This is a genomic window from Solidesulfovibrio sp. (genome assembly GCF_029978005.1).
Taxonomy (GTDB): Bacteria; Desulfobacterota; Desulfovibrionia; order Desulfovibrionales; family Desulfovibrionaceae; genus Solidesulfovibrio.
This window is the reverse complement of record NZ_JARKOZ010000121.1, coordinates 1-18,615: the sequence shown is the minus strand read 5'-3', so window position 1 is coordinate 18,615 and position 18,615 is coordinate 1. Positions and strand designations below refer to the sequence as shown.

Here is an 18,615-nt window from a genome sequence, read left to right as displayed (position 1 = left end):
TTCATCCCGTCCTAACCGCTTCCCCCCCGCCCCACAAGCCGCCCGGGACGGGGCCAACGGGTTCCCTTGGTTTTTGGGGAGCCATTTGCTAAGACCCGGGAGCGCAAGGCCCCAAGCCAACCGCAACCCCCCGGAGCTCCATGCCCACGCTCAACATCGCCGACCTTTCCCTGGCCATCGTCTGGCTCTTTTTCGGCATCCGGGGCTATCTGCGCGGGCTGGTCAAGGAAGCCGGATCCCTGGCGGCCATCGTGCTCGGGTTCTACTGCGCCGGGGCCTATCACAAGGCCCTGGCCCCGCACCTGACCGAATACATCTCCGGCAACTACGCCGGCACGGCCGCCTATCTCCTCATCTTCACCGTCACCCTGCTGGCCGTGTGGTTCGTGGCTCTGGCCGTGTCGGGCATGGTCAAGATCACCATGACGCAGTGGGCGGACCGCTTCTTCGGCGGCTTCTTCGGCGTGGGCAAGGGCGTGGTGCTCACGGCGGCGCTGCTTTTCCTCATCCATCTGGCCTCGCCCAACCCGGACTTCCTCAAGGGCTCCCTGCTGGTGCCGGTGCTGGACAAGGTCAGCGGCAGGCTCGCCAATTACATCCCGCCGGACATCAACGAAAAGCTGCGCAAGTTCGGCCGCAAGGACGTCGTCGACCCGGTCAAGGCGGCGGTGGAGAAAAAAATCGTGCCGGACAAGAAGCCGGCCGAGCCGGAAAAGAAGCCCGAACCCGAGAAGAAGGCCGAAGCCGAGAAGAAAAGCGAAAACGGCAAGCCGTCGGCGGACAAGGCCAAGGGGGGCGACGAAAAGAAGGCCCCCGAGAAAAAGGCCAAGGCCGAACCCGCCAAGGAGCGGCACGACAACGCATCCGGCGAGAAGCCCAAAGCCGCTTCCACCGACAAGACGGCCGGCAAGGCCGAGAACACCGAGAAGAAGCCATGAACGGAAAAGACCCGGCCGAGGCCCTGGCGCAGCTGCAGGGCGTGCTCGACGCCCTGCTCGGCCCCGAGGGCTGTCCCTGGGACAAGGCCCAGACCCCGCAGACCCTTTGCGACTACATCATCGAGGAATCCTTCGAACTCGTGGACTGCATCCGCTCGGACGACGCCCCGGGCACGGCCGAGGAACTCGGCGACGTCATGTTTTTGCTCCTCTTCGTGGCCACGCTGTCGCAGAGGATGGAGCGGTTCAGCCTGGCCGAGGCCCTGGAGACGGCGGCGGCCAAGATGATCCGGCGTCACCCGCACGTGTTCGGCGACCTCAAGGTGGCCGACCGCGAGGAGCTCCTGCGCAACTGGGAGCGCATCAAACGGGCGGAAAAGGAGAAGGACACCGGACTTTACGCCTCCCTGCCCAAAGGATTGCCGTCGCTTCTCAAAGCCTACCGCATCCACTCCAAGGCGGCGCGCTCGGGGTTCACCTGGGAGACGGACGCGGCCATGAAGGCGAGCCTCGACGCCGAGAAGGCCGAGTTCCGGGAGGCCGTGGCCTCGGGCGACGCCGCGGCCATGGCCGAGGAGTTCGGCGACTACCTCTTCACCCTGACGGAATACGGCCGCCGCCTGGGGCTCAAGGCCAACGCCTGCCTGGACGCGGCCAACACCAAGTTCCTGACCCGCTACAAGGTTATGGAGCGCCTGGCCAGGCAACGGGGCCTTGACCTCGACGCCCTGGACATGACCGCCAAGAACGCCCTGTGGGAGGAAGCCAAAGCCGCGTCCTAGCTTGCCACCGGCCGCCCGACCGCCTACAAGGGCATCATGCTGGTCCATCCCGCCCGCGTGACGCCCCTTGCCGGCGCGGCCCGGAAATCCGGGCCCGTGGTCTATTGGATGCACCGGGAGCAGCGCGCCGCCGACAACTGGGCGCTGCTGCACGCGGCCGACCTGGCCAGGGACGCCGGCGCGCCGCTTTGCGTCGTCTTCGCCCTGGCCCCGGCCTTTCCCGGAGCCAGCCGGCGGCATTACGACTTCCTGCTGCGCGGCCTAGCCGCAACCGAGGCCGACCTGCGCGCGGCTGGCATCCCCCTCGTCCTTTTGCCCGGCGACCCGGCGACGACCGTGCCGGACTTCCTGCGCGCCGCCTCGGCCGGTGTCTGCGTCGCCGACTTCGACCCCATGCCGGTCAAGGGCCGCTGGCTGGCCGCCGTGGCCGAGGCCGGGGCCTGCCCCCTCGTGGAGGTGGACGCCCACAACGTGGTTCCCTGCCGCCGGGCCTCGGACAAACGCGAGTGGGCCGCCGCCACCCTGCGTCCGAAAATCCATCGCCTGCTGTCCGAATTCCTGGAGCCCTTTCCCGAGCTTGCGGCCTTCCCGGCGACCAACCTCGCCGGATTCGCCCCCGTCGACTGGCCGGCGGCCGGGGCCTCGGTCGCGGCCGCCGCCGAACCCGCCCCGGTCCCGGACGTCGTTCCGGGGCCGGCGGCCGGGCGAAAGGCCCTTCGCGCCTTCGTCGCCGATCGCCTGGGCGAGTACGCCGCCCGGCGCAACGACCCCAACGCCGGGGCCACCTCCGGCCTCTCGCCCTACTTCCACTTCGGCCAGCTCGCGCCCCAGCGCGCCGCCCTGGCCGCCCTGGAGGCCAAGGCGCGCGCCCCGGAAGGGGCCGACGCCTTTTTCGAGGAACTGGTGGTGCGCCGGGAGCTGGCCGAGAACTTCCGCCTGCACACACCGGACGGCGACCCGTACGAGGCCCTGCCCGACTGGGCGAAAAAGACCCTGGCCGACCACGCCGACGACGCAAGGCCCTACGTCTATTCCCCGCAGGCCTTCGAGGCGGCGGCCACGCACAGCGCCCTGTGGAACGCCGCCGAGCGCCAGCTGACCCGCACCGGGCGGCTGCACGGCTACATGCGCATGTACTGGGCGAAAAAGATCCTCGAATGGTCGCCCACGCCGCGCCAGGCCCTGGCCACGGCGCTTGACCTCAACGACCGCTACGCCCTGGACGGCCGGAACCCCAGCGGCCTGGTCGGGGTGCTCTGGTCCGTGGGCGGGCTCCATGACCGGCCCTGGGCCGAGCGGCCCGTATTCGGCCAGGTGCGCTACATGAACGAACGGGGCTGCCGTCGCAAATTCGACGTGGACGCCTACATCACGCGTTTTTCCTGAAGGAGGCGTGCGCATGACGCGCGGCGGCATCGGAAAAATCCTGCTCCTGGCCCTGGTCCTGGCCCTGGCGGCCGCCTTTTTCGGCTTCGGTCTGGACAAGTACCTGACGCTCTCCTTTCTCAAGGAATCGCGCGAGGCCCTGGCCGCCGCCTACGCCGCCGCGCCGGGGCGTTTCCTGGCCGGCTATTTCGTCCTCTACGTCCTCGTGGCCGCCCTGAGCCTGCCCGGGGCCACGGTGCTGACCCTGGCCGGTGGGGCGCTCTTCGGCTTTTGGCTGACCCTTGTCGTCGTGTCCTTCGCCAGCACCATCGGGGCCACGGCCGCCTGCGCCCTGGCCCGCACGCTCTTTCGCCAGGCCATCGCCCGGCGGCTGACCGGCAAGCTCAAGGCCATCGACGAGGGCATCCGCCGCGAGGGGGCCTTCTACCTCTTCACGCTGCGCCTGATCCCGCTTTTCCCCTTCTTCGTGGTCAACGCGGCCATGGGGCTGACCGCCCTGCCGCTTACAACCTTCTACGCCGTGTCCCAGGTCGGCATGCTCCCGGGCACGGCCGTGTACGTCAACGCCGGGGCCCAGCTCGGCCGGCTGGATTCCCTGGCCGGCATCGTCTCCCCGGCGCTTCTCGTGTCCTTCGCGCTGCTTGGCCTGTTCCCCCTGGCGGCCAAAAAAGCCGTCGCCCTGGCGCGCGCCCGTCGCGCCCGAACCGCCCGCAAGGGCCCAACATCTCGCGGAGAAACGTCATGAAAATCGGCATGATCGGCCTCGGTCGCATGGGGCTCAACATGGCCCGGCGCCTGGTCAGGGGCGGCATCGAGGTCGTGGCCTACAATCGCACGGTGCAAAAGGCCAAGGACTTCGCAGCCGAGGAAGGGAAAACTGCCAGCGCGGCCGAGACCCTCGCCGCCCTGGTGGCGGCGCTGCCCGCGCCGCGCCTGGTCTGGCTCATGCTCCCGGCCGGCGCGGCCACCGACGAGCACATCGACGAGCTTTTGCCCCTGCTCTCCCCCGGCGACACCATCATCGACGGCGGCAACACCATGTACCGCGACGACCAGCGCCGCCACGAGGCCGCCGGCAAACTGGGCATCCGCTACTGCGACGCCGGCGTCAGCGGCGGCATCTGGGGCCTGGCCGAGGGCTACTGCATCATGATAGGCGGCGAACCCGAGGTGGTCGCCCCCCTTCAACCCGCTCTGGACGTGCTGACCGGCCCGGGCGGCAACCTGCACACCGGCCCCATCGGCTCGGGGCATTTCACCAAGATGGTCCACAACGGCATCGAGTACGGCATGATGCAGGCCTACGCCGAGGGCTTCGAGATCCTGGCCGCCTCCCAGTTCGGGGACAAGCTCGACTTCCCGGCCATCTGCGATTTGTGGAACCACGGCTCGGTGGTCCGGTCCTGGCTGCTGGAGCTGGCCCAGCGCGCCTTCACCGAGGACCCGCGCCTGGAGAGCCTCAAGCCCTACGTGGACGACTCCGGCGAGGGTCGCTGGACGGTGGCCGCCGCCGTGGAGACGGCCGTGTCCGCGCCGGTCATCACCATGTCGCTTTTCGAGCGCTTCCGTTCGCGCCAGGACAACTCCTTCCAGGACCGGGTGCTGGCCGCCCTGCGCAACCAGTTCGGCGGCCACGCCGTGAAAAGGAGGGAAGGCTGATGGCGGACGCCCAAAGCCCGGCCCTGGCCGAGGTGGTGCTCGGCCGCCCGAAGAACCCCACCCCGGACGCCGCCTGCCGCTTCGACGCCGTGGAGGCCCCGGTCACCTTCGTCATCTTCGGCGTCACGGGCGACCTGGCCGGCCGCATGCTCATGCCGGCCCTGGCCGCGCTCTACGCCGGGGGCAACATGCCCGAGCGCTTCGCCATCGTCGGGGCCAGCCGCACCGCGCTTGACGACGAGACCTTCCGCCAGCGCATGCGCGACGCCCTGGACGCCCACGGCGGGGTCGCGCCCGAGGTCTGGGAGGCCCTGGCCCCGCGCCTGACCTACCAGCGCGTCCACTACGACGAACCGGCTTCGTTCACGGAGCTGGCCGGCTTCCTGGACGCCCTGGCCGAGCGCGAGAACCTCGGCGGCGACCGCGTCTTCTACCTGGCCGTGCCGCCCACGGCCTACGAGGCCATCGCCGTCAACCTGGCCATGGCCGGCCTGGCCGACGAGGGCAAAGGCCACGCCCGCCTGGTCATCGAGAAGCCTTTCGGCCGCGACCTGCCCACGGCGCAGGTCCTGGAGCAGGCCCTGCACACCCGGTTCTCCGAACACCAGATCTTCCGCATCGATCACTACCTGGCCAAGGAGACCGTGCAGAACATCCTCATGCTGCGCTTCGCCAACGCCATCTTCGAGCCGGTGTGGAACCGGCGCTACGTGGATTACGTGAGCATCCTGGCCGCCGAGGCCATCGGCGTCGAGCACCGGGCCTCCTACTACGACCACTTCGGCGTGCTGCGCGACATGTTCCAGAACCACATGATGCAGCTGCTTTCGCTTTGCGCCATCGAGCCGCCCTCGCTTTTCGAGGCGGAACTGGTGCGCGACGAGAAAACCAAGGTGTTCCGGGCGCTGCGCCCCTTCACCCGGACCGACCTGGCCGAGAATCTGGTGCTCGGCCAGTACGCCTCGGGCGTCTACGACGGCGCCAGGGCTCCGGCCTATCTCGACGAGGAGGGCGTGCCCGGCGATTCGCTCACCCCCACCTTCGCCGCCATGAAGGTCTACCTGGACAACTGGCGCTGGCAGGGCGTGCCGTTCTACATGATCTCGGGAAAGCGCCTGCCCGAGAAGCGCACGGAGATCGCCGTGCAGTTCAAGCCCGTGCCCTTCTCCATGTTCCGGGACATCTTCGGCGACCATATCCAGGCCAACCGGCTGATGCTGCGCATCCAGCCCGACGAGCAGGTGAGCCTGACCTTCCAGGCCAAGGCCCCGGGTCCCATGTGCCTGCGCTCGGTGACCATGAACTTCAACTACTACCAGGGCTACGAGGGGCCGCAACTCCCGGCCTACGCCAAGGTGCTGCTGGACTGCATGCTCGGCGACCAGACGCTTTTCTGGCGCCAGGACGGGGTGGAGCTGTGCTGGAGGTTCCTGGCCCCCATGCTGGGCGATCCCGACCCCAGGCGGCTCTTCCTCTACAAGGCCGGCTCCTGGGGACCGCAGGAGGCGGGCAAGCTGCTGAAGGCCCATGGGCTGACGCCATGACCAGGGACATCCGACGCTTCTCCGACGCGGCCGCCCTGACCGTGGCGGCCTTGCAGGCGGTCCGCGAGGCCGCCCACGAGGCCGTGGCCCGGCGCGGCCGCTTCGCCGTGGCCCTCTCGGGCGGCTCGTCGCCCCTGGCGCTTTACGCCGCCATGGCCCGGGAGGGCTACGGCGCGCCCTTCGAGGCCACGCTCTTCTTCTTCGGCGACGAGCGCCTCGTGCCCGTGGCCGACCGGCGCAACACCTTCGGCACGGTCGCGCCCATCCTTTTTACCCCCACGCCCGTGCCCGTGGGCAACATCCGGCCCATGCCCGTGGAGGTGCGCCCGGCCGCCCTGGCCGCCGAGACCTACGAGGCCGAGATCCGCGAGGTCCTGGGCGCCGGCCCGCACGAGATCCCCCGCTTCGACCTGATCCTGCTCGGCATGGGCCCGGACGGGCATACGGCCTCGCTTTTCCCGGGCAGTCCGGCCCTGACGGAAAGGGAGCGCCTGGTCGCGGCCGTGCCCGCCCCGACGTTGGTCGAGCCGCGCGTGCCGCGCCTGACCTTCACGCTGCCGCTTCTTAACGCGGCGCGCCGGGTGCTTTTCCTGACCGCGACCAAGGGAAGGGAGCAGGCCCTGGCCAAGGCCCTGGCCGACGCGCCCGATCCGGCCGTGCCGGCGTCGCTGGTGCGCCCGGGACAAGGCGAACTGACCTGGCTCGTGGCCGAAGGATGAAGTGAAAGGGGATGGAAGACCGGCGTGGCGATCGCTGAAAACAGGGGAGCATTTTCAGCGGCGCTAACGAGCACTACACGTGGTGGTCGAAGTTCGTTCTCACGAATTTCGACGACACGGCATCAACTGAAGGAGGTGGCCACGGAATCGCCGAGCAGGCTCATGGCGAAGTCACCGGCCCCGGCGTCGCTGTTGAGCTGATTGAGGTAGGCGGCGTAGCCGCTCGTGCGTATCCGCGCGTTGGCCTGACTCACCGTCATGTTCTTGAGCGAGGCGCTGTTCTGGGCCAGGAGCGAGAACGCCTGGGTGAGCACGTCGTTGTCGGCGAACAGCGACTCGATGGCCTCCTTGTCCGGATGGTCGTTGGCGACCACGACCTTGCCGTCGCTGTCCTGCTTGAGGGTGATGGTCTGGCTGGTGTCGATGCCCGCTTCCTCGAACTTGCTGGCCAGGGTCTGGGTCAACTGCTGCTGCAGGGCCTCGTTCTGGCTTTTGAGCTGCAGGATGGGACTGACGTATTCCGAATCGCTCTCGGACAGGGCCTTGGCGATACTCGACCAGGTGGCGGTGTCGGACTTGCTGGAAGAAGACGTGTCGCTGGTGGTGGTCGTGTTGCCGGAAGCCGATCCCGTGGCGATGCCCGCGGTCGTGCCCTGGGTGATGTTGAGCAGATTGGTCAGGCTGTCGTAGCTGGTGGTGATGTCCATGACGCCCTCCTGTGGCCGCCATGAAACAAGCAAGAATGGTGCCGGGAAAAACCTGCCGCCGTCCCGGACCGTTTGGCGAGAAAAGCCGGAAGGCGGGGCCTTCCGGCTTGTTACCCGTGATCGCATGCCCCGTCCGGGGTCACTTCCTTTCCGTCACCACGCTCTGCTCCCCCACGATGCGGTAGCCGGAGCCGGCCGGGCGCAGCAGGAAGGTGAACTTCGCCTGGCCGTGGACGGCCTTGTCGCCCTTTTTGACGGTGAAGTTCGTCGGAACCGTGACGCGCAGGTCGCCGCCGGGCAACGTTTCCACCTGCGCGGGCTTGGCCGTGTAGCTGCGCTCGGGCCAGCGCTGGAAGTAATCCGCCTTGTCCTGGCGCACGATGTCCTTGCCGCTCTTGCCTTTCTTGTAATAGTCCACGGTCTCGCCATAGTAGTCGAGCAGGCCGTTGACGTCGCCTTTTCCGCTCTTCTCGAAAAAGCCGGTCACCAGCTCGGCCACGGCCGGCGGCGTGGCCTTCGCCGGCGCGACGGACGCGCCGTCCTTGCCCGGAATGACGATCTCGGCCCCGGCCTCCAGGTGGTCGGCGTTTTTCATGTTGTTGGCGGCCATGAGGTCCTTGGGCGTGATGCCGAACTTCTTGGCGATGCGCGAGAGCGTATCGCCCCGGGCCACGGTGTAGGTCTGCCTGGCGGGCGCGGCGGCCTGCTCGGGCGCGACGGACACCACTTCCACGGTCTCCTCGGCCTCGGCCGGCGGCGTCGGCTGGGCCGTAGCGGCGGCGGGCGCGGCCGGGGCGGCGGGCGCGGCGGCTTCCGGAGCCTTGGCCGGCGCGGCGGGCTCCGCCGGCATGGCCGGCTCGGGAGCCTTGACCGGTTCGGCGGGCTTGACCGCCTCGGGGGCCTTGGCCGGTTCCGGGACCTTGGCTGGTTCGGTCGGCGCGGGCGGCGTCGAGCTGGCGTCGAGCTTCTTGCCGGCGGCCCGGGCCTCGCGCAGGCGCTGGTATTCCTTGGCGTCCAGGGCGCCGTTGCGGTCGGCGTCGGCAGCCAGGAACTCCTCCACCGTCAGGTCGGGAAAGACCACGATGAGTTCCTCGAAGATGACCTTGCCGTCCTTGTTGTGATCGACCTTGTCGAAGGCCTGGGGGTCCTCCTTGCTGCAGCCGCCAAGGGCGAGCCCCAGCGCCAGGGCCAGCGCCAGCATTTTCCCGTAAGTCATGCAACCTCCTTTTCGCCGGCGGCCGCCGACGCCTTGACCACGACCAGGGTCACGTCGTCATGGCGCGGCCCGCCGTCCAGAAATGCCGCCAGATCGTCCAGCACGGCCCGGGCCACGCCCGCAGCGTCGGCGGACGCGGCGGCGCGCACGGCCCGGCGCAGCCGGTCCTTGCCGTACATGTCGCCGCCCGGCCCGCGCGCTTCCCATATGCCGTCTGTGCCGAGCACGAGGATCGCCCCGTCCGGCAGCCATGGCACCATGTAGTTCTCATACCGCCAGTCGGCGTCGATGCCGAGCGGAATGCCCCGGCCGGCCAGTTCCGTGAAGGCGTCCGCGCCGGGATCGTAGAGCAGGGCCGGATCGTGGCCGGCCCGGACGTAGCGCGCCGCCCGGCGCGCGCCGTCGAGCTCCAGCAGGAAAAGGGTCATGAACCGGCCGCTGTCGCCCGTGTCGTCGGCGAGCAGCCGGTTGACGTCGGAGACGATGTCCGCCGGCTGGCCCGGAGCGAGCAGGCGCGCCCGCAAAAAGGCGCGCACCGTGGTCATGAGCAGGGCGGCCTGGATGCCGTGGCCGGTCACGTCGCCGACGGCGGCGAGCAGCACGTCGCCGTTTTCCTCCCCGCCGCCGGGGCGCAGAAAATCGTAGTAATCCCCGCCCGTGGCGTCGCAGGACAGGCTCACCCCGGCCACGTCGAACCCGGGCACGGACGGTGCGCCGCGCGGCAAAAGGCTCTGTTGCACCCCGGCCGCCAGCTCCATGTCGAAGTCCATGCGCTGCTTGGCCAGGGCCTCGCCGTGCAGCCGGGCGTTGACGATGGCCACGGCGGCCTGGGCGGCCAGGAGCGAAAACATCTCGATGTCGTCGGCGGTGAAGGCCCCGCCGTCTTCCTTGTTGATGCACTGGGCCACGCCGATGACCCGGCCCCGGTAGAGCAGCGGCACGCAGGCCATGGTCCGGGTGCGGTAGCCCGTGAGCCGGTCCACCTCGGGGTTGAAGCGGGGGTCGGCGTAGACGTCGACCAGGAGCACGGGTTCGGCCCGCTGCGCCACCCAGCCGGCCACGCCCTCGCCCGGGGCCAGGCGGAAGCCGGCCCGCAGATCCCGGCAGGCCGGCCCCTGGGCCACGGTGAAGACCAGCTCGCCCTGGTCCGGTCCCGGGGCCTCGTCCACCAGGAGCAGGCTCGCCGCCTCGGCCCGCAGCGCCTGGCGCGAGGTGGTCATGATGCGCTCCAGGACCTCGGAGAGCTCCAGGGATTCCGTCACCAGGCGCGACAGGGCGAAGCAGCGCGTCAGCGCGCTTAGGCGCTCGTCCAGGCGCGCGGCTTCGGCGCAACCCTGCCCCGTCACGGGGCGCCTCGGCTGTTCATGCCTCCCCCCTACATGAAAAGCGGTTGCGGGGCAAAGTCGGGAAGTGAGAAAAAGAAATCGCCCGCCCCGCCTGCGTCGCCCCGGGAAAGGGCGGGGTTACGGGGCAAGGCCGGCATGGGCCGCGCCCAAGCGCCAGGGCGAGGAAGGTTTTTGCGACGGCTCCGTCCGCCGGGGAAGCGGCCGTCCCTGGGAACAGACCGGGGAACCTTCCCGGGGTTCCAAGGGACCGCGGCCCCTTGGCCGCCGGAGGCTTCCCCCCCGTGGCCACCTTCCCCCTGCCTACGCGGGAGCGCCGTCGAGCAGGGCGATGGCCGTGGTCTTCTCGTCGCGGAAGCGCGACTGGACCGCCTCGCGCACCCGCTTGTTGTGGCGGAAGAACTTCTGGCCGCGCAGACGGTAGACTTCCTCGATGACCGCCCTGTCAAAATCCTGGCGACCGGTGGAGTTCTCGGCCTTCTCGATGGCCTGGGAGAAGATGCGCTCCGCGCCGTAGGGGCCGTGCTGCACGGCCGTGCTCCACAGCACCTCGCGCAGGGCGTAGGAGCGCTTGGTCACGTCCACGCCCGTGGTCAGCACGATGCTCTTGGCCGCCGGGGCGTAGTTGTTGGAACGGATGAATTCGTGCTGCAGGGCCTCGAAGCGCTTGGGATCGGCGGCGGCGATGTCCTTCCACACGGCGGGCATGCGCCCGGTCCGGCCACCGGTGTCGGCCGGGCCGGCGGCCTTGAGGCGGCCGGCCAGGTCCGGGGCCTTGTCCTCCAGGAACCGGATGAAATAGTCCATGGTGCCGGTCTTGGCCGCGATCTGGTACTGGCCGTAGGAGGTGCCGCCGCGGCTGTCGTAGCCGATGTAGTCGATCTCGCTGTTGGATTCGTACTGGGCGCTCAGGCTTCCGGCCTTGTGCTGGATGGTGGAGGGCAGCACCTTGCGCGTGGCCGCGGCCTCGGCCTTGGCCGCCTCGACGCGGCCGGTCTCGGCCAGGATGTTCTCCGCGCCGGCGGCGGCGAGCAGGAGCTCCTCCTCGCGCTTGGTGAACCCGCCCGAAGCGCCGGCTCCGGCGACCCGGTCGAGGTGGCCGAGGTCGTCGGGATGGCGGGCGCCCGGGCTCACGGCCATGCGCACCGCGGACTTGTCAACGGCCTGACGCACGCTGTAGCCGCCGCCGGCCACGGTCGGGGCCCTGGCCGGCTCGGCCCGCGACGAGCCGCTGTCGGTGGCCGCCTGCTCCATGGCCAGGCGCGACAGGGTGGCCAGGGCGTTGCCCTGGAACTTGTCCAGGCCCCCCTGTCCCTGCGTCAAACCCTTGGCTCCGGTGTCGTAGCCGAGCATGGCCATGGCCGCGTCCTGGTCCGTGCCCGAGCCCGAGGAGAGCATCTCCAGGCCCGTGATCATGTTTTCGCGGGGGATGGCCTTGCCGGCGGACTTGCCCACCTCCCCGTTGATTCCGTAGCCGCTTTTGAGCATGGTCGCGAAAACACGGGAATCCTTGCCGGTCCGGCTGGTGCCGGGGGCAAGGGAGGCCGCTTTCTTGAAGACGTCGCCGGCGGCGTTGGAGGTGGTCTGTATGGCCATGGGGCTTCCCGGTGTTTCGTGGTCGATCTAGGGCGAAAGAGGGATTGCAAGCCCCGTGCCCACAAGCCCCGAGGAGCCGTCATGGACGCCAGCCACCGCTATTTCGCCAACACCGCCTGCCGCTACTTCCCCTGCCATGCCGGGGCCGACCCGACCGCCTTCAACTGCCTGTTCTGCTTCTGTCCGCTCTATTTCCTGAAGGACTGCGGCGGCGACCACGAGACGCGCCACGGCGTCAAGGACTGCACGCCCTGCCTGCGGCCCCACCGGCCGGAAGGCTACGACGAGATCCTGGCTCGGCTGCGCGAAGAGGCGGACCAGCGACGCCGGGCGGCCGGCGAGACGCCGACGCCCTGAGACGGCCGGACGCGGAACGCCGAAGGAACCGGATCGAGGGAATCAGACGGCGGCAACGGCGGGGAAGGCCGCGCTTGGCGGAAGCGGCGGCCGTATGAAACCGGACCGCGCCCGCTGGCGGCGCGGTCCGGATGAAGGCAGGATCTACCAGTTCTCGGGCGCGATCTCGAAATAGGCTTGCGGATGCTCGCAGGCCGGGCACTTGTCCGGAGCGTGGTCGCTTTCCATGGGGTAGCCGCAGTTGCGGCAGCGCCACAGGATCTTGGACGGCCGCTTGAACACCAGCCCCGCCTCGATGTTGTCCGCCAGCTTGGCGTAGCGGCGCTTGTGGAAGCCCTCGGCCTTGGCGATGTGCTCGAAGGTGGCGGCCACCTCGGGGTAGCCCTCCTCCTTGGCCACGGTGGCGAAGGACGGATACATGTCGTCCTCTTCATAGGCCTCGCCGCCGGCGGCCTCGCGCAGGTTGGCCACGGTGTCGCCGATCACGCCGGCCGGAAAGGCGGCCGTGATCTCCACCTCGCCGCCCTCCAGGTACTTGAACAGCCGCTTGGCGTGCTCCTTCTCCTGGTCGGCGGTTTCGGTGAAAATGGCCGAAATCTGTTCGTAGCCTTCTTTTTTCGCCTTGGAGGCGAAGTAGGTGTAGCGGTTCCTGGCCTGGGACTCGCCGGAAAAGGCGGTCAGGATGTTCTTTTCGGTCTTCGATCCCTTGAGCGGTTTCATGCACAACCTCCACATTCGCGCATTTCGAGGGCACTGTTGCTTTCAAGTCCTGTTTACCTTGCCAACACGGCCTCTTCCTGAAAGGTCGCCGCACTTGTCTACTCGTCGATGTTCTTCTCGGCCCACTTGAGCGCCGCCGCCACGGCGGGAAAGCCGATGGTCGGCGTCAGCGCCAGCAGGGCCTGGCTGATTTCCGCCGGCGTCGCGCCGGCCCGGGCGGCTCGTCGGGCATGGCTGGCCACGCCGGTCTCCATGGCGCGCGCCGCCGCCGCGCCCATCTGCACCAGATGCAGGACCTTCTCCTGCAGGGGACCGGCCTCGCGGGCGGCGACGGCCACGGATTCCAGGGCGGCCATGAAACGGGGGTAATTGCGGGTCAGGCGTTCGTAATGGCGTGGAAGCGATGCATCGGGCATGGTGCTGCTCCTTGCTGTGCCGTTGCCGCCGCCTCGCGGCGATGCGTCATTGCCCCTCGTGCACGCGCTCCATGGCCTGGATCAGTTCGCCAAGGTCCGGGCGCGTGTTGATGTCATGGACGTCAATGAATCGGATCACGCCTTGTTTGTCCACCACAAAAAGCGCCCGTTCGATGGTGCCGTCGCCGCGCAGGATGCCGAGCTTTTTGGCCAGATCGCCGTGGGGCCAGAAGTCCGAGGCCACGGGGAACCAGAGCGAGCCCATCTGCTTCGTCCAGGCGTAGAGCGTGGGGATGTTGTCCGCCGAGATGCCGATCAGCGCCGCGTCGTTGTCCTCGAAGACTTGGCGCGCGATGTTGTAGCCCGGCCACTGGCCCGAGCACACCGGCGTCCAGGCCGCCGGCACGAAGGACAAGACCAGGTTCTTCTTGCCCAGGTAGTCCGACAGCCGAACATGACTGCCGCCCACGGCCGGGAGGTCGAAATCGGGCATGGGCTGGCCCACGGCCACGGCCAGCTTGCTGTCCGTCGGCGGCAGCGGCCCGACCGGACAGACGTTGTCGATCAGGCTCTCGCTCGGCGTATGCGAAGCAAACGCCGGCGCCACGCACAAGAAAACCGCCAGCGCGGTCCCGATCCAGGTTGTGGTCATCCCCGTACCCTCTGCTGTCCACGCAGCTTATGGAGAATCGTTTTCCAAATCAAGACGGGCGCACCAAAAAAACATCGACTCAGATGCCCGCCGCCCGCGTGATCCGCGACAGGAACTCCGCCGGCGAATCCATGACGCCAAGGCTTGCGCCGGCGACCACATAGCCGCCATCGGGCTTTTTCTTGAGCACGTAGAAAAACGGCGTGCCCACCTTCCCCACCTGGCCGTGCACGGCGAAGTCGGGGTCGGCGAAAAGCGGGAACGGCACGGCGAAGGTCTTGCGGAAGACCTCCACCTCGGTGGCGGAGTTGCCCGCGCCGACGCCTATGACCGCGATCCGGTTGGACAGGCCGCGCTTGGCGACGAGCTCGTTTAGCGCGTTCACCGAGGGGGCGTCCTTCTGGCAGAACGGGCAGTACATGCTGAACACCTCGAACACGAGGACTTCCGGGCGCAGGCTGTTGAGGGAGGCGCGCGCCGGACCGGGGGCGAGCCCGAGAGAGGCCGCCGCCTCGGGCGAGAGTTCCCCGACCAGGGTCACGTCGGGGAAGGCGCTGCCCACGGCCAGGGGCTTGGCCCCCGGGGCTTCGGACGCCTCCACGGCCAGGGCCGGGGCGGCGGAGAGCATCGCCAGGCAGGCGACGACAAGCAGGCAAAACAGGCGCTTCATGCGTCCTCCAGGGAAAGGGTGCCGTGACCGGCGGTGGATCGCCGATCCGTTGTCATAAGCATCTTTGGCCGCCAGGCAAAGCCCGACGGCTCAAGAGGGATGTTCCGGCGCGGTCACGGCCGCCCGCAGCGCCGCGTGCTCCGGCTCGTCCGAGGCGAAGCACGGCCGGCGGCGCACCGCCTCGCATTCCCGGTCCCACAGGTCTCCCGGGGAAAGCCCGGGCGGCGTTTCCAACCGGTCCATGCGAAACGTCATGGCCACGGGCGCATTGTCGGCCAGGCCGCTGTCCGTGACGCCGTGGCCGCGCAACCAGAAAGGGGAACGCCTGGCCACGAGGTTGTGGCGCAGGGGGTCGACGAACAGGAGGTGGCCGAGTTCCTTCTGGTTGTCGCACAGATAGAGGGTGTGCAGGTTGTTGTGCCACCGAAAGGTGCTGGCCCGGAAGAAGTTGTCCAGGCCGAAGCGGACGAAGAATCCGTGCCCCAGGAGACGGTGGTTTTCCGCGGCCGCGAACCAGAAGGCGCAGGCGTGCACGTCTTCGGTGATGGAGAGGACGTAGCGGATGCGGTAGACGCCGGCCACGAGGTCGAAAAGCCGGCGCATGGCCGCCGGGGCGTTGTAGCCGAGATAGTCTTCCGTGAACGTCGGCCCGAGCCCCAGCCCCGGCGCGGCCGTGGCCGCATGGCGCGCCGGGCGGGCCAGGCCCAGGGCGGCGCGGACGTCCGTGCCGGGCGAGACCAGGGTGCGCGGCGAGATGGCCAGGCACTGGGCGTAGGCTCCGAGGCGCTCCTCGGGCACGCCCAGGCGCATGTCCGCGTCGATGGTGGTGGGGCTTCGCGGCAGGCCGCAGGCCTTCCAGGCGTCCCAGTTGAATACGTGGTCGGGATCGTTGACGTTCTTGCGCCACGTCTTGCCCAGCGCCTTGAGCGCCTGACGCAGGTGCTCGCCGGCAACGGCGTTGCGCAGCTTGGCCGGCCGGCCGGTTTTCGAGGCGGTGCCCATGGAGCCTCGCGTCGGTTTTTGACGTTTCTGAAAGAATTTTCCTGTGACAAACCTGCCGACGGCTGTAAAGCCCCTCCCCGATGACGGTTTTGCCTTCCCTGCAGTTTCCTGTGGTTTACTGTGGCCACAAACACAGGGAAAACCTATTTATTTCTCGCCGCCCCCGGCTGCATAACGAAATCGGGGAGGAGGATCCCATCCGACGGGACGGACCGGAAGCGGCCCTTGGCGGCCATTTCCGGGCTGCGTCCCGCGCCTCTCCCGCCGTGGCGGCCACGGCGGGGCTGGCGGCGCATGCTCGCGACCGCCGGCCCCGCGCCTTGCGCTCCCGGCCCTGTTTGCGCCTTTTTCGCGCCGTTTCGGGCGCATCGTCACGCCGCCGGCCGGGGCCGGCGCAGGCCGGAGGCTTCGCCTCGGCCCGGGAGCAAGATCGGCGGGAGGAGGAAACCATGTCCGGCCTTTCCACAGCATGGCTGCTGTTCGTCATTTTCCTCGTGGACGCGGTCGTCGTCGGCGGCGTCGTCTACTTCCGGGCCCGCAAGCGCAAGGAGCGGCCGCGCAGCCCCTGTTTCGACTTCGACCTCTACAAGGAGCGGGAACTGCTGCGACGGGGCCTGCTCGAACGGGGCCGATGGTAGGCGCGCCGGGTCCCCAGGCGATGCCGGCCCTGTCCATGGCCCGGGACAGGTCCGCGATGATGTCGCCCGCGGCCACGGCTCCGCAGCTGAGGCCGCCGTGGCCGTCAGCGTGTTTCGGGCCACCGCAAAGGGACTGATCGAAGCCCCGCTATGGCGGCTTCCGGTTGATGGCCGGCAGCTCCTTCACAAACCGTTTCGCGCCTTGTACGCCTGTAGCGTCCGCCCGGCCAGCGGGCGCGGCCCGGCAAACGCCACGGTCCCGCCACGAGGGCGTCACACGGGCGGGTTTACCCGGTCGCCGAGAACCGTCAACGGAGGAACACCCACCATGCGCCGATACGCCATGCCGCCCTTTGCCGCGGCCGCCATCAACCGCGTGGCCTGGCTCGTGCTGGCCGCCCTGTTCTTGGCCGCCGCCGTGGCCCGCGCCGATTCCGGGCCCGCGCCCAAATACGTCTTTCTCTTCATCGGCGACGGGCTGGCCATGGCCCAGCGCAGCGCCGCCGAATACTTCCTGGCCGCCAGGGAAGGCAAAAAAGAGCCCGGCATCGTCAAGCTGGCCATGAACAGGATGCCCGCCCAGGGCCTGACCACCACGTATTCCCTCAATTCCATCATCACCGACTCCGGCGCGGCCGGCACCGCCCTGGCCGCCGGCGTCAAGACCTACAACGGGGCCATCAGCGTGGACGGGGCCAAAAAGCCCGTGCCCACCATGGCCGAGATGGCCCGGGACAGCGGCCGCAGGGTCGGCGTGGTCTCGAGCGTCTCCCTGGACCACGCCACTCCGGCCTGCTTCTATTCGCACCAGGAAAGCCGCAACAATTATTACGAGATCGCCCTGGACGTGGCCAAGAGCGGCTTCGACTACTTCGGCGGCGGCGGCTTCAAGGACCCGGCCGGCAAGAAGTCGAAAAAGGAAGGCGAGAAGGCCGACGCCATGGAGGTCATCAAGGCCGCCGGCTACCAGGTGACCAGCGACCCGCAGGCCGTTCGGGACGCCAAGCCCGGAACGAAGCTCATGGCCCTCAACCCCGAGCTCGACCACGACAAGGCCCTGCCCTACGCCCTGGACGGCGACAAGGCCGGGCTGTCCCTGGCCGACTACACCGCCAAGGGCATCGAGCTTCTGGACAACCCGAAAGGCTTCTTCTTCATGGTCGAGGGCGGCAAGATCGACTGGGCCTGCCACGCCAACGACGCCGCCGCCTCCATCCACGACACCCTGGCCTTCGACGCCGCCGTGGCCAAGGCCGTCGCCTTCGCCGAGAAACACCCCGACGAGACGCTCGTCGTGGTCACCGGCGACCACGAATGCGGCGGCCTGACCCTGGGCTTTGCCGGCACCCGCTACGGCAACTACTACGACTACCTCAAGCACCAGAAGGAGTCGTTCCTCAAGTTCACCGCCGCGCTCAAGGAATACAAGAAGACCCACGACGCCGGCAGCGCCAGGTTCGAGGACGTCGCGCCCATGATCCAGGAGAGCTTCGGCCTCGCCGTGCCCACGGCAGCCGACCTCGAAGCCATGAAGGCCGCGCCGAAGCCCACCGAGGACGACACCTCCCCGGCCGACGCCCATGGCATGTACCTCAAGGAGTTCGAGCTCGTGGCCGTCAAGGAGGCGTTCGCCCGCAGCATGCAGGGCGAAAAGGACAAGGGCGACGAGATGGACTACCGGGCCTACGGCGGCTACGAACCCCTGACCATCGCGCTGACCCACATCCTGGACAACAAGGCCGGCCTGGCCTGGACCAGCTACTCCCACACCGGCGTGCCCGTGGTCACCTCGGCCATGGGGCCGGGAGCGCAGGCCTTCGCCGGCTACTACGACAACACCGACCTGGCCAAAAGGCTCATGGCCGTGGTCGGCCAGAAGGCCGTGGCCAGTAATTGAGGAAGAAATGCCTCCGGCGGCCAGGAGGGGCCTCGGGCCCCTCCTGGACCACCCCGTCAAAGGGAACTTTTGATGTGGGGTCGGTCGCGGAGAGCGCGGCCGGCCCCACAATACGTTTGAGGTGTGGAATCGATGCCAGGGGATGCCTGTCCCTGGCCGAGGCAAGACGCCACCGCGCCGTCGCGACGCGTCCGGGCGCGCCGCGACGCCGTGTTCGCCCTGGCCGGGGCCGTGTGCTGCCTGGCGCTGTGGTACTGGCCCACGGGCTTCGCGGACCGCCTGCCCCCGGACGCGGTGCAGGTGACGGCCAGGGTGCTGGCCGTGGACGACGCGCACGTGCACCAGTACGGCATCGTGCGCGAGGGCGAGCAGC

Annotated in this window: 19 protein-coding genes and 1 pseudogene; 11 read left to right on the top strand and 9 right to left on the bottom strand. The window is 68.8% G+C overall.

What is annotated here, in order from left to right:
- Positions 1-140: 140 nt before the first annotated feature.
- From Q1K70_RS13795 to pgl, 7 genes are read left to right on the top strand one after another with little or no spacing between them, the layout of a single operon-like run.
- A complete protein-coding gene (locus Q1K70_RS13795) occupies positions 141-938 on the top strand; it encodes a CvpA family protein (protein WP_300160719.1) in 798 nt (265 codons plus the stop codon).
- Positions 935-1,720 carry a nucleoside triphosphate pyrophosphohydrolase gene (gene mazG / locus Q1K70_RS13790; RefSeq protein ID WP_300160717.1) on the top strand — a complete coding sequence of 262 codons (786 nt, stop codon included), beginning with the start codon at positions 935-937 and terminating at the stop codon, positions 1,718-1,720. Before Q1K70_RS13795 ends, mazG begins: the two co-directional genes overlap by 4 nt.
- A 36-nt stretch (positions 1,721-1,756) precedes the next feature.
- On the top strand, positions 1,757-3,106 hold the full coding sequence (locus Q1K70_RS13785) for a deoxyribodipyrimidine photo-lyase (protein WP_300160715.1): 1,350 nt from the start codon (positions 1,757-1,759) through the stop codon (positions 3,104-3,106).
- 13 nt (positions 3,107-3,119) lie between these two features.
- Positions 3,120-3,851, top strand: coding sequence for a TVP38/TMEM64 family protein (locus Q1K70_RS13780; RefSeq protein WP_300160713.1), 732 nt, complete (start codon positions 3,120-3,122; stop codon positions 3,849-3,851).
- Positions 3,848-4,765 carry a phosphogluconate dehydrogenase (NAD(+)-dependent, decarboxylating) gene (gene gnd, locus Q1K70_RS13775; RefSeq protein WP_300160711.1) on the top strand — a complete coding sequence of 306 codons (918 nt, stop codon included), beginning with the start codon at positions 3,848-3,850 and terminating at the stop codon, positions 4,763-4,765. The genes Q1K70_RS13780 and gnd overlap by 4 nt, the downstream gene beginning before the upstream one ends.
- A complete protein-coding gene (zwf, locus tag Q1K70_RS13770; RefSeq protein WP_300160709.1) occupies positions 4,765-6,309 on the top strand; it encodes a glucose-6-phosphate dehydrogenase in 1,545 nt (514 codons plus the stop codon). Before gnd ends, zwf begins: the two co-directional genes overlap by 1 nt.
- On the top strand, positions 6,306-7,028 hold the full coding sequence (gene pgl / locus Q1K70_RS13765) for a 6-phosphogluconolactonase (RefSeq protein WP_300160707.1): 723 nt from the start codon (positions 6,306-6,308) through the stop codon (positions 7,026-7,028). The genes zwf and pgl overlap by 4 nt, the downstream gene beginning before the upstream one ends.
- A 122-nt stretch (positions 7,029-7,150) precedes the next feature.
- On the opposite strand, the gene Q1K70_RS13760 is transcribed toward pgl, so the two are convergent.
- From Q1K70_RS13760 to Q1K70_RS13745, 4 genes are all read right to left on the bottom strand, one after another.
- Positions 7,151-7,735 (bottom strand): hypothetical protein, encoded by a 585-nt coding sequence (locus tag Q1K70_RS13760; protein WP_300160705.1) that lies wholly within the window; start codon positions 7,733-7,735, stop codon positions 7,151-7,153.
- A gap of 139 nt (positions 7,736-7,874) precedes the next feature.
- Positions 7,875-8,951: a LysM peptidoglycan-binding domain-containing protein gene (locus Q1K70_RS13755; protein ID WP_300160703.1), complete on the bottom strand. Its 1,077-nt coding sequence runs from the start codon at positions 8,949-8,951 to the stop codon at positions 7,875-7,877.
- Positions 8,948-10,297: a GAF domain-containing SpoIIE family protein phosphatase gene (locus tag Q1K70_RS13750; protein WP_300160701.1), complete on the bottom strand. Its 1,350-nt coding sequence runs from the start codon at positions 10,295-10,297 to the stop codon at positions 8,948-8,950. Before Q1K70_RS13750 ends, Q1K70_RS13755 begins: the two co-directional genes overlap by 4 nt.
- A 300-nt stretch (positions 10,298-10,597) precedes the next feature.
- Complete coding sequence (locus tag Q1K70_RS13745; RefSeq protein ID WP_300160699.1) at positions 10,598-11,890, bottom strand: hypothetical protein; 1,293 nt, start codon at positions 11,888-11,890, stop codon at positions 10,598-10,600.
- An 81-nt stretch (positions 11,891-11,971) separates the two neighbouring features.
- Between Q1K70_RS13745 and Q1K70_RS13740 the strand changes: the two genes are divergently transcribed.
- The gene (locus tag Q1K70_RS13740; RefSeq protein ID WP_300160697.1) at positions 11,972-12,247 is read left to right on the top strand and encodes a cysteine-rich small domain-containing protein; all 276 of its coding nucleotides are present in this window, start codon (positions 11,972-11,974) and stop codon (positions 12,245-12,247) included.
- 144 nt (positions 12,248-12,391) lie between these two features.
- Here Q1K70_RS13740 and rbr read toward each other — a convergent pair whose 3' ends face one another.
- The 5 genes from rbr to Q1K70_RS13715 all read right to left on the bottom strand — a co-directional run bounded on the left by rbr (position 12,392) and on the right by Q1K70_RS13715 (position 15,707).
- Positions 12,392-12,967 (bottom strand): rubrerythrin, encoded by a 576-nt coding sequence (gene rbr / locus Q1K70_RS13735; RefSeq protein ID WP_300160695.1) that lies wholly within the window; start codon positions 12,965-12,967, stop codon positions 12,392-12,394.
- A gap of 98 nt (positions 12,968-13,065) precedes the next feature.
- Entirely contained in the window at positions 13,066-13,383 is a 318-nt protein-coding gene (locus tag Q1K70_RS13730) for a carboxymuconolactone decarboxylase family protein (RefSeq protein ID WP_300160693.1), read from the bottom strand.
- Between the two features lie 46 nt (positions 13,384-13,429).
- Positions 13,430-14,035: a redoxin domain-containing protein gene (locus tag Q1K70_RS13725; protein ID WP_300160691.1), complete on the bottom strand. Its 606-nt coding sequence runs from the start codon at positions 14,033-14,035 to the stop codon at positions 13,430-13,432.
- A gap of 79 nt (positions 14,036-14,114) precedes the next feature.
- Entirely contained in the window at positions 14,115-14,705 is a 591-nt protein-coding gene (locus Q1K70_RS13720; RefSeq protein WP_300160689.1) for a TlpA disulfide reductase family protein, read from the bottom strand.
- 90 nt (positions 14,706-14,795) lie between these two features.
- Positions 14,796-15,707, bottom strand: a complete 912-nt coding sequence (locus tag Q1K70_RS13715) for a hypothetical protein (RefSeq protein ID WP_300160687.1) — start codon at positions 15,705-15,707, stop codon at positions 14,796-14,798.
- 449 nt (positions 15,708-16,156) lie between these two features.
- Here Q1K70_RS13715 and Q1K70_RS13710 point away from each other — a divergent pair, with 449 nt between their 5' ends.
- The 3 genes and pseudogenes from Q1K70_RS13710 to Q1K70_RS13700 form a co-directional block, all read left to right on the top strand.
- The gene (locus tag Q1K70_RS13710; RefSeq protein WP_300160685.1) at positions 16,157-16,345 is read left to right on the top strand and encodes a hypothetical protein; all 189 of its coding nucleotides are present in this window, start codon (positions 16,157-16,159) and stop codon (positions 16,343-16,345) included.
- Between the two features lie 328 nt (positions 16,346-16,673).
- The gene (locus Q1K70_RS13705) at positions 16,674-18,242 is read left to right on the top strand and encodes an alkaline phosphatase (RefSeq protein ID WP_300160683.1); all 1,569 of its coding nucleotides are present in this window, start codon (positions 16,674-16,676) and stop codon (positions 18,240-18,242) included.
- Between the two features lie 132 nt (positions 18,243-18,374).
- Positions 18,375-18,615 (top strand): annotated as a pseudogene (locus Q1K70_RS13700) (hypothetical protein); the annotation flags it as partial.

Coding starts and splice junctions, on each gene's coding strand:
- Q1K70_RS13760 (WP_300160705.1), bottom strand. CDS start 7,735: ATGGACATCACCACCAGCTACGACAGCCTGACCAATCTGCTCAACATC.
- Q1K70_RS13745 (WP_300160699.1), bottom strand. CDS start 11,890: ATGGCCATACAGACCACCTCCAACGCCGCCGGCGACGTCTTCAAGAAA.
- Q1K70_RS13720 (WP_300160689.1), bottom strand. CDS start 14,705: ATGAAGCGCCTGTTTTGCCTGCTTGTCGTCGCCTGCCTGGCGATGCTC.
- mazG (WP_300160717.1), top strand. CDS start 935: ATGAACGGAAAAGACCCGGCCGAGGCCCTGGCGCAGCTGCAGGGCGTG.
- gnd (WP_300160711.1), top strand. CDS start 3,848: ATGAAAATCGGCATGATCGGCCTCGGTCGCATGGGGCTCAACATGGCC.
- Q1K70_RS13755 (WP_300160703.1), bottom strand. CDS start 8,951: ATGACTTACGGGAAAATGCTGGCGCTGGCCCTGGCGCTGGGGCTCGCC.
- Q1K70_RS13725 (WP_300160691.1), bottom strand. CDS start 14,035: ATGACCACAACCTGGATCGGGACCGCGCTGGCGGTTTTCTTGTGCGTG.
- pgl (WP_300160707.1), top strand. CDS start 6,306: ATGACCAGGGACATCCGACGCTTCTCCGACGCGGCCGCCCTGACCGTG.
- zwf (WP_300160709.1), top strand. CDS start 4,765: ATGGCGGACGCCCAAAGCCCGGCCCTGGCCGAGGTGGTGCTCGGCCGC.
- Q1K70_RS13715 (WP_300160687.1), bottom strand. CDS start 15,707: ATGGGCACCGCCTCGAAAACCGGCCGGCCGGCCAAGCTGCGCAACGCC.
- Q1K70_RS13705 (WP_300160683.1), top strand. CDS start 16,674: ATGCGCCGATACGCCATGCCGCCCTTTGCCGCGGCCGCCATCAACCGC.
- rbr (WP_300160695.1), bottom strand. CDS start 12,967: ATGAAACCGCTCAAGGGATCGAAGACCGAAAAGAACATCCTGACCGCC.
- Q1K70_RS13740 (WP_300160697.1), top strand. CDS start 11,972: ATGGACGCCAGCCACCGCTATTTCGCCAACACCGCCTGCCGCTACTTC.
- Q1K70_RS13730 (WP_300160693.1), bottom strand. CDS start 13,383: ATGCCCGATGCATCGCTTCCACGCCATTACGAACGCCTGACCCGCAAT.
- Q1K70_RS13780 (WP_300160713.1), top strand. CDS start 3,120: ATGACGCGCGGCGGCATCGGAAAAATCCTGCTCCTGGCCCTGGTCCTG.
- Q1K70_RS13795 (WP_300160719.1), top strand. CDS start 141: ATGCCCACGCTCAACATCGCCGACCTTTCCCTGGCCATCGTCTGGCTC.
- Q1K70_RS13785 (WP_300160715.1), top strand. CDS start 1,757: ATGCTGGTCCATCCCGCCCGCGTGACGCCCCTTGCCGGCGCGGCCCGG.
- Q1K70_RS13710 (WP_300160685.1), top strand. CDS start 16,157: ATGTCCGGCCTTTCCACAGCATGGCTGCTGTTCGTCATTTTCCTCGTG.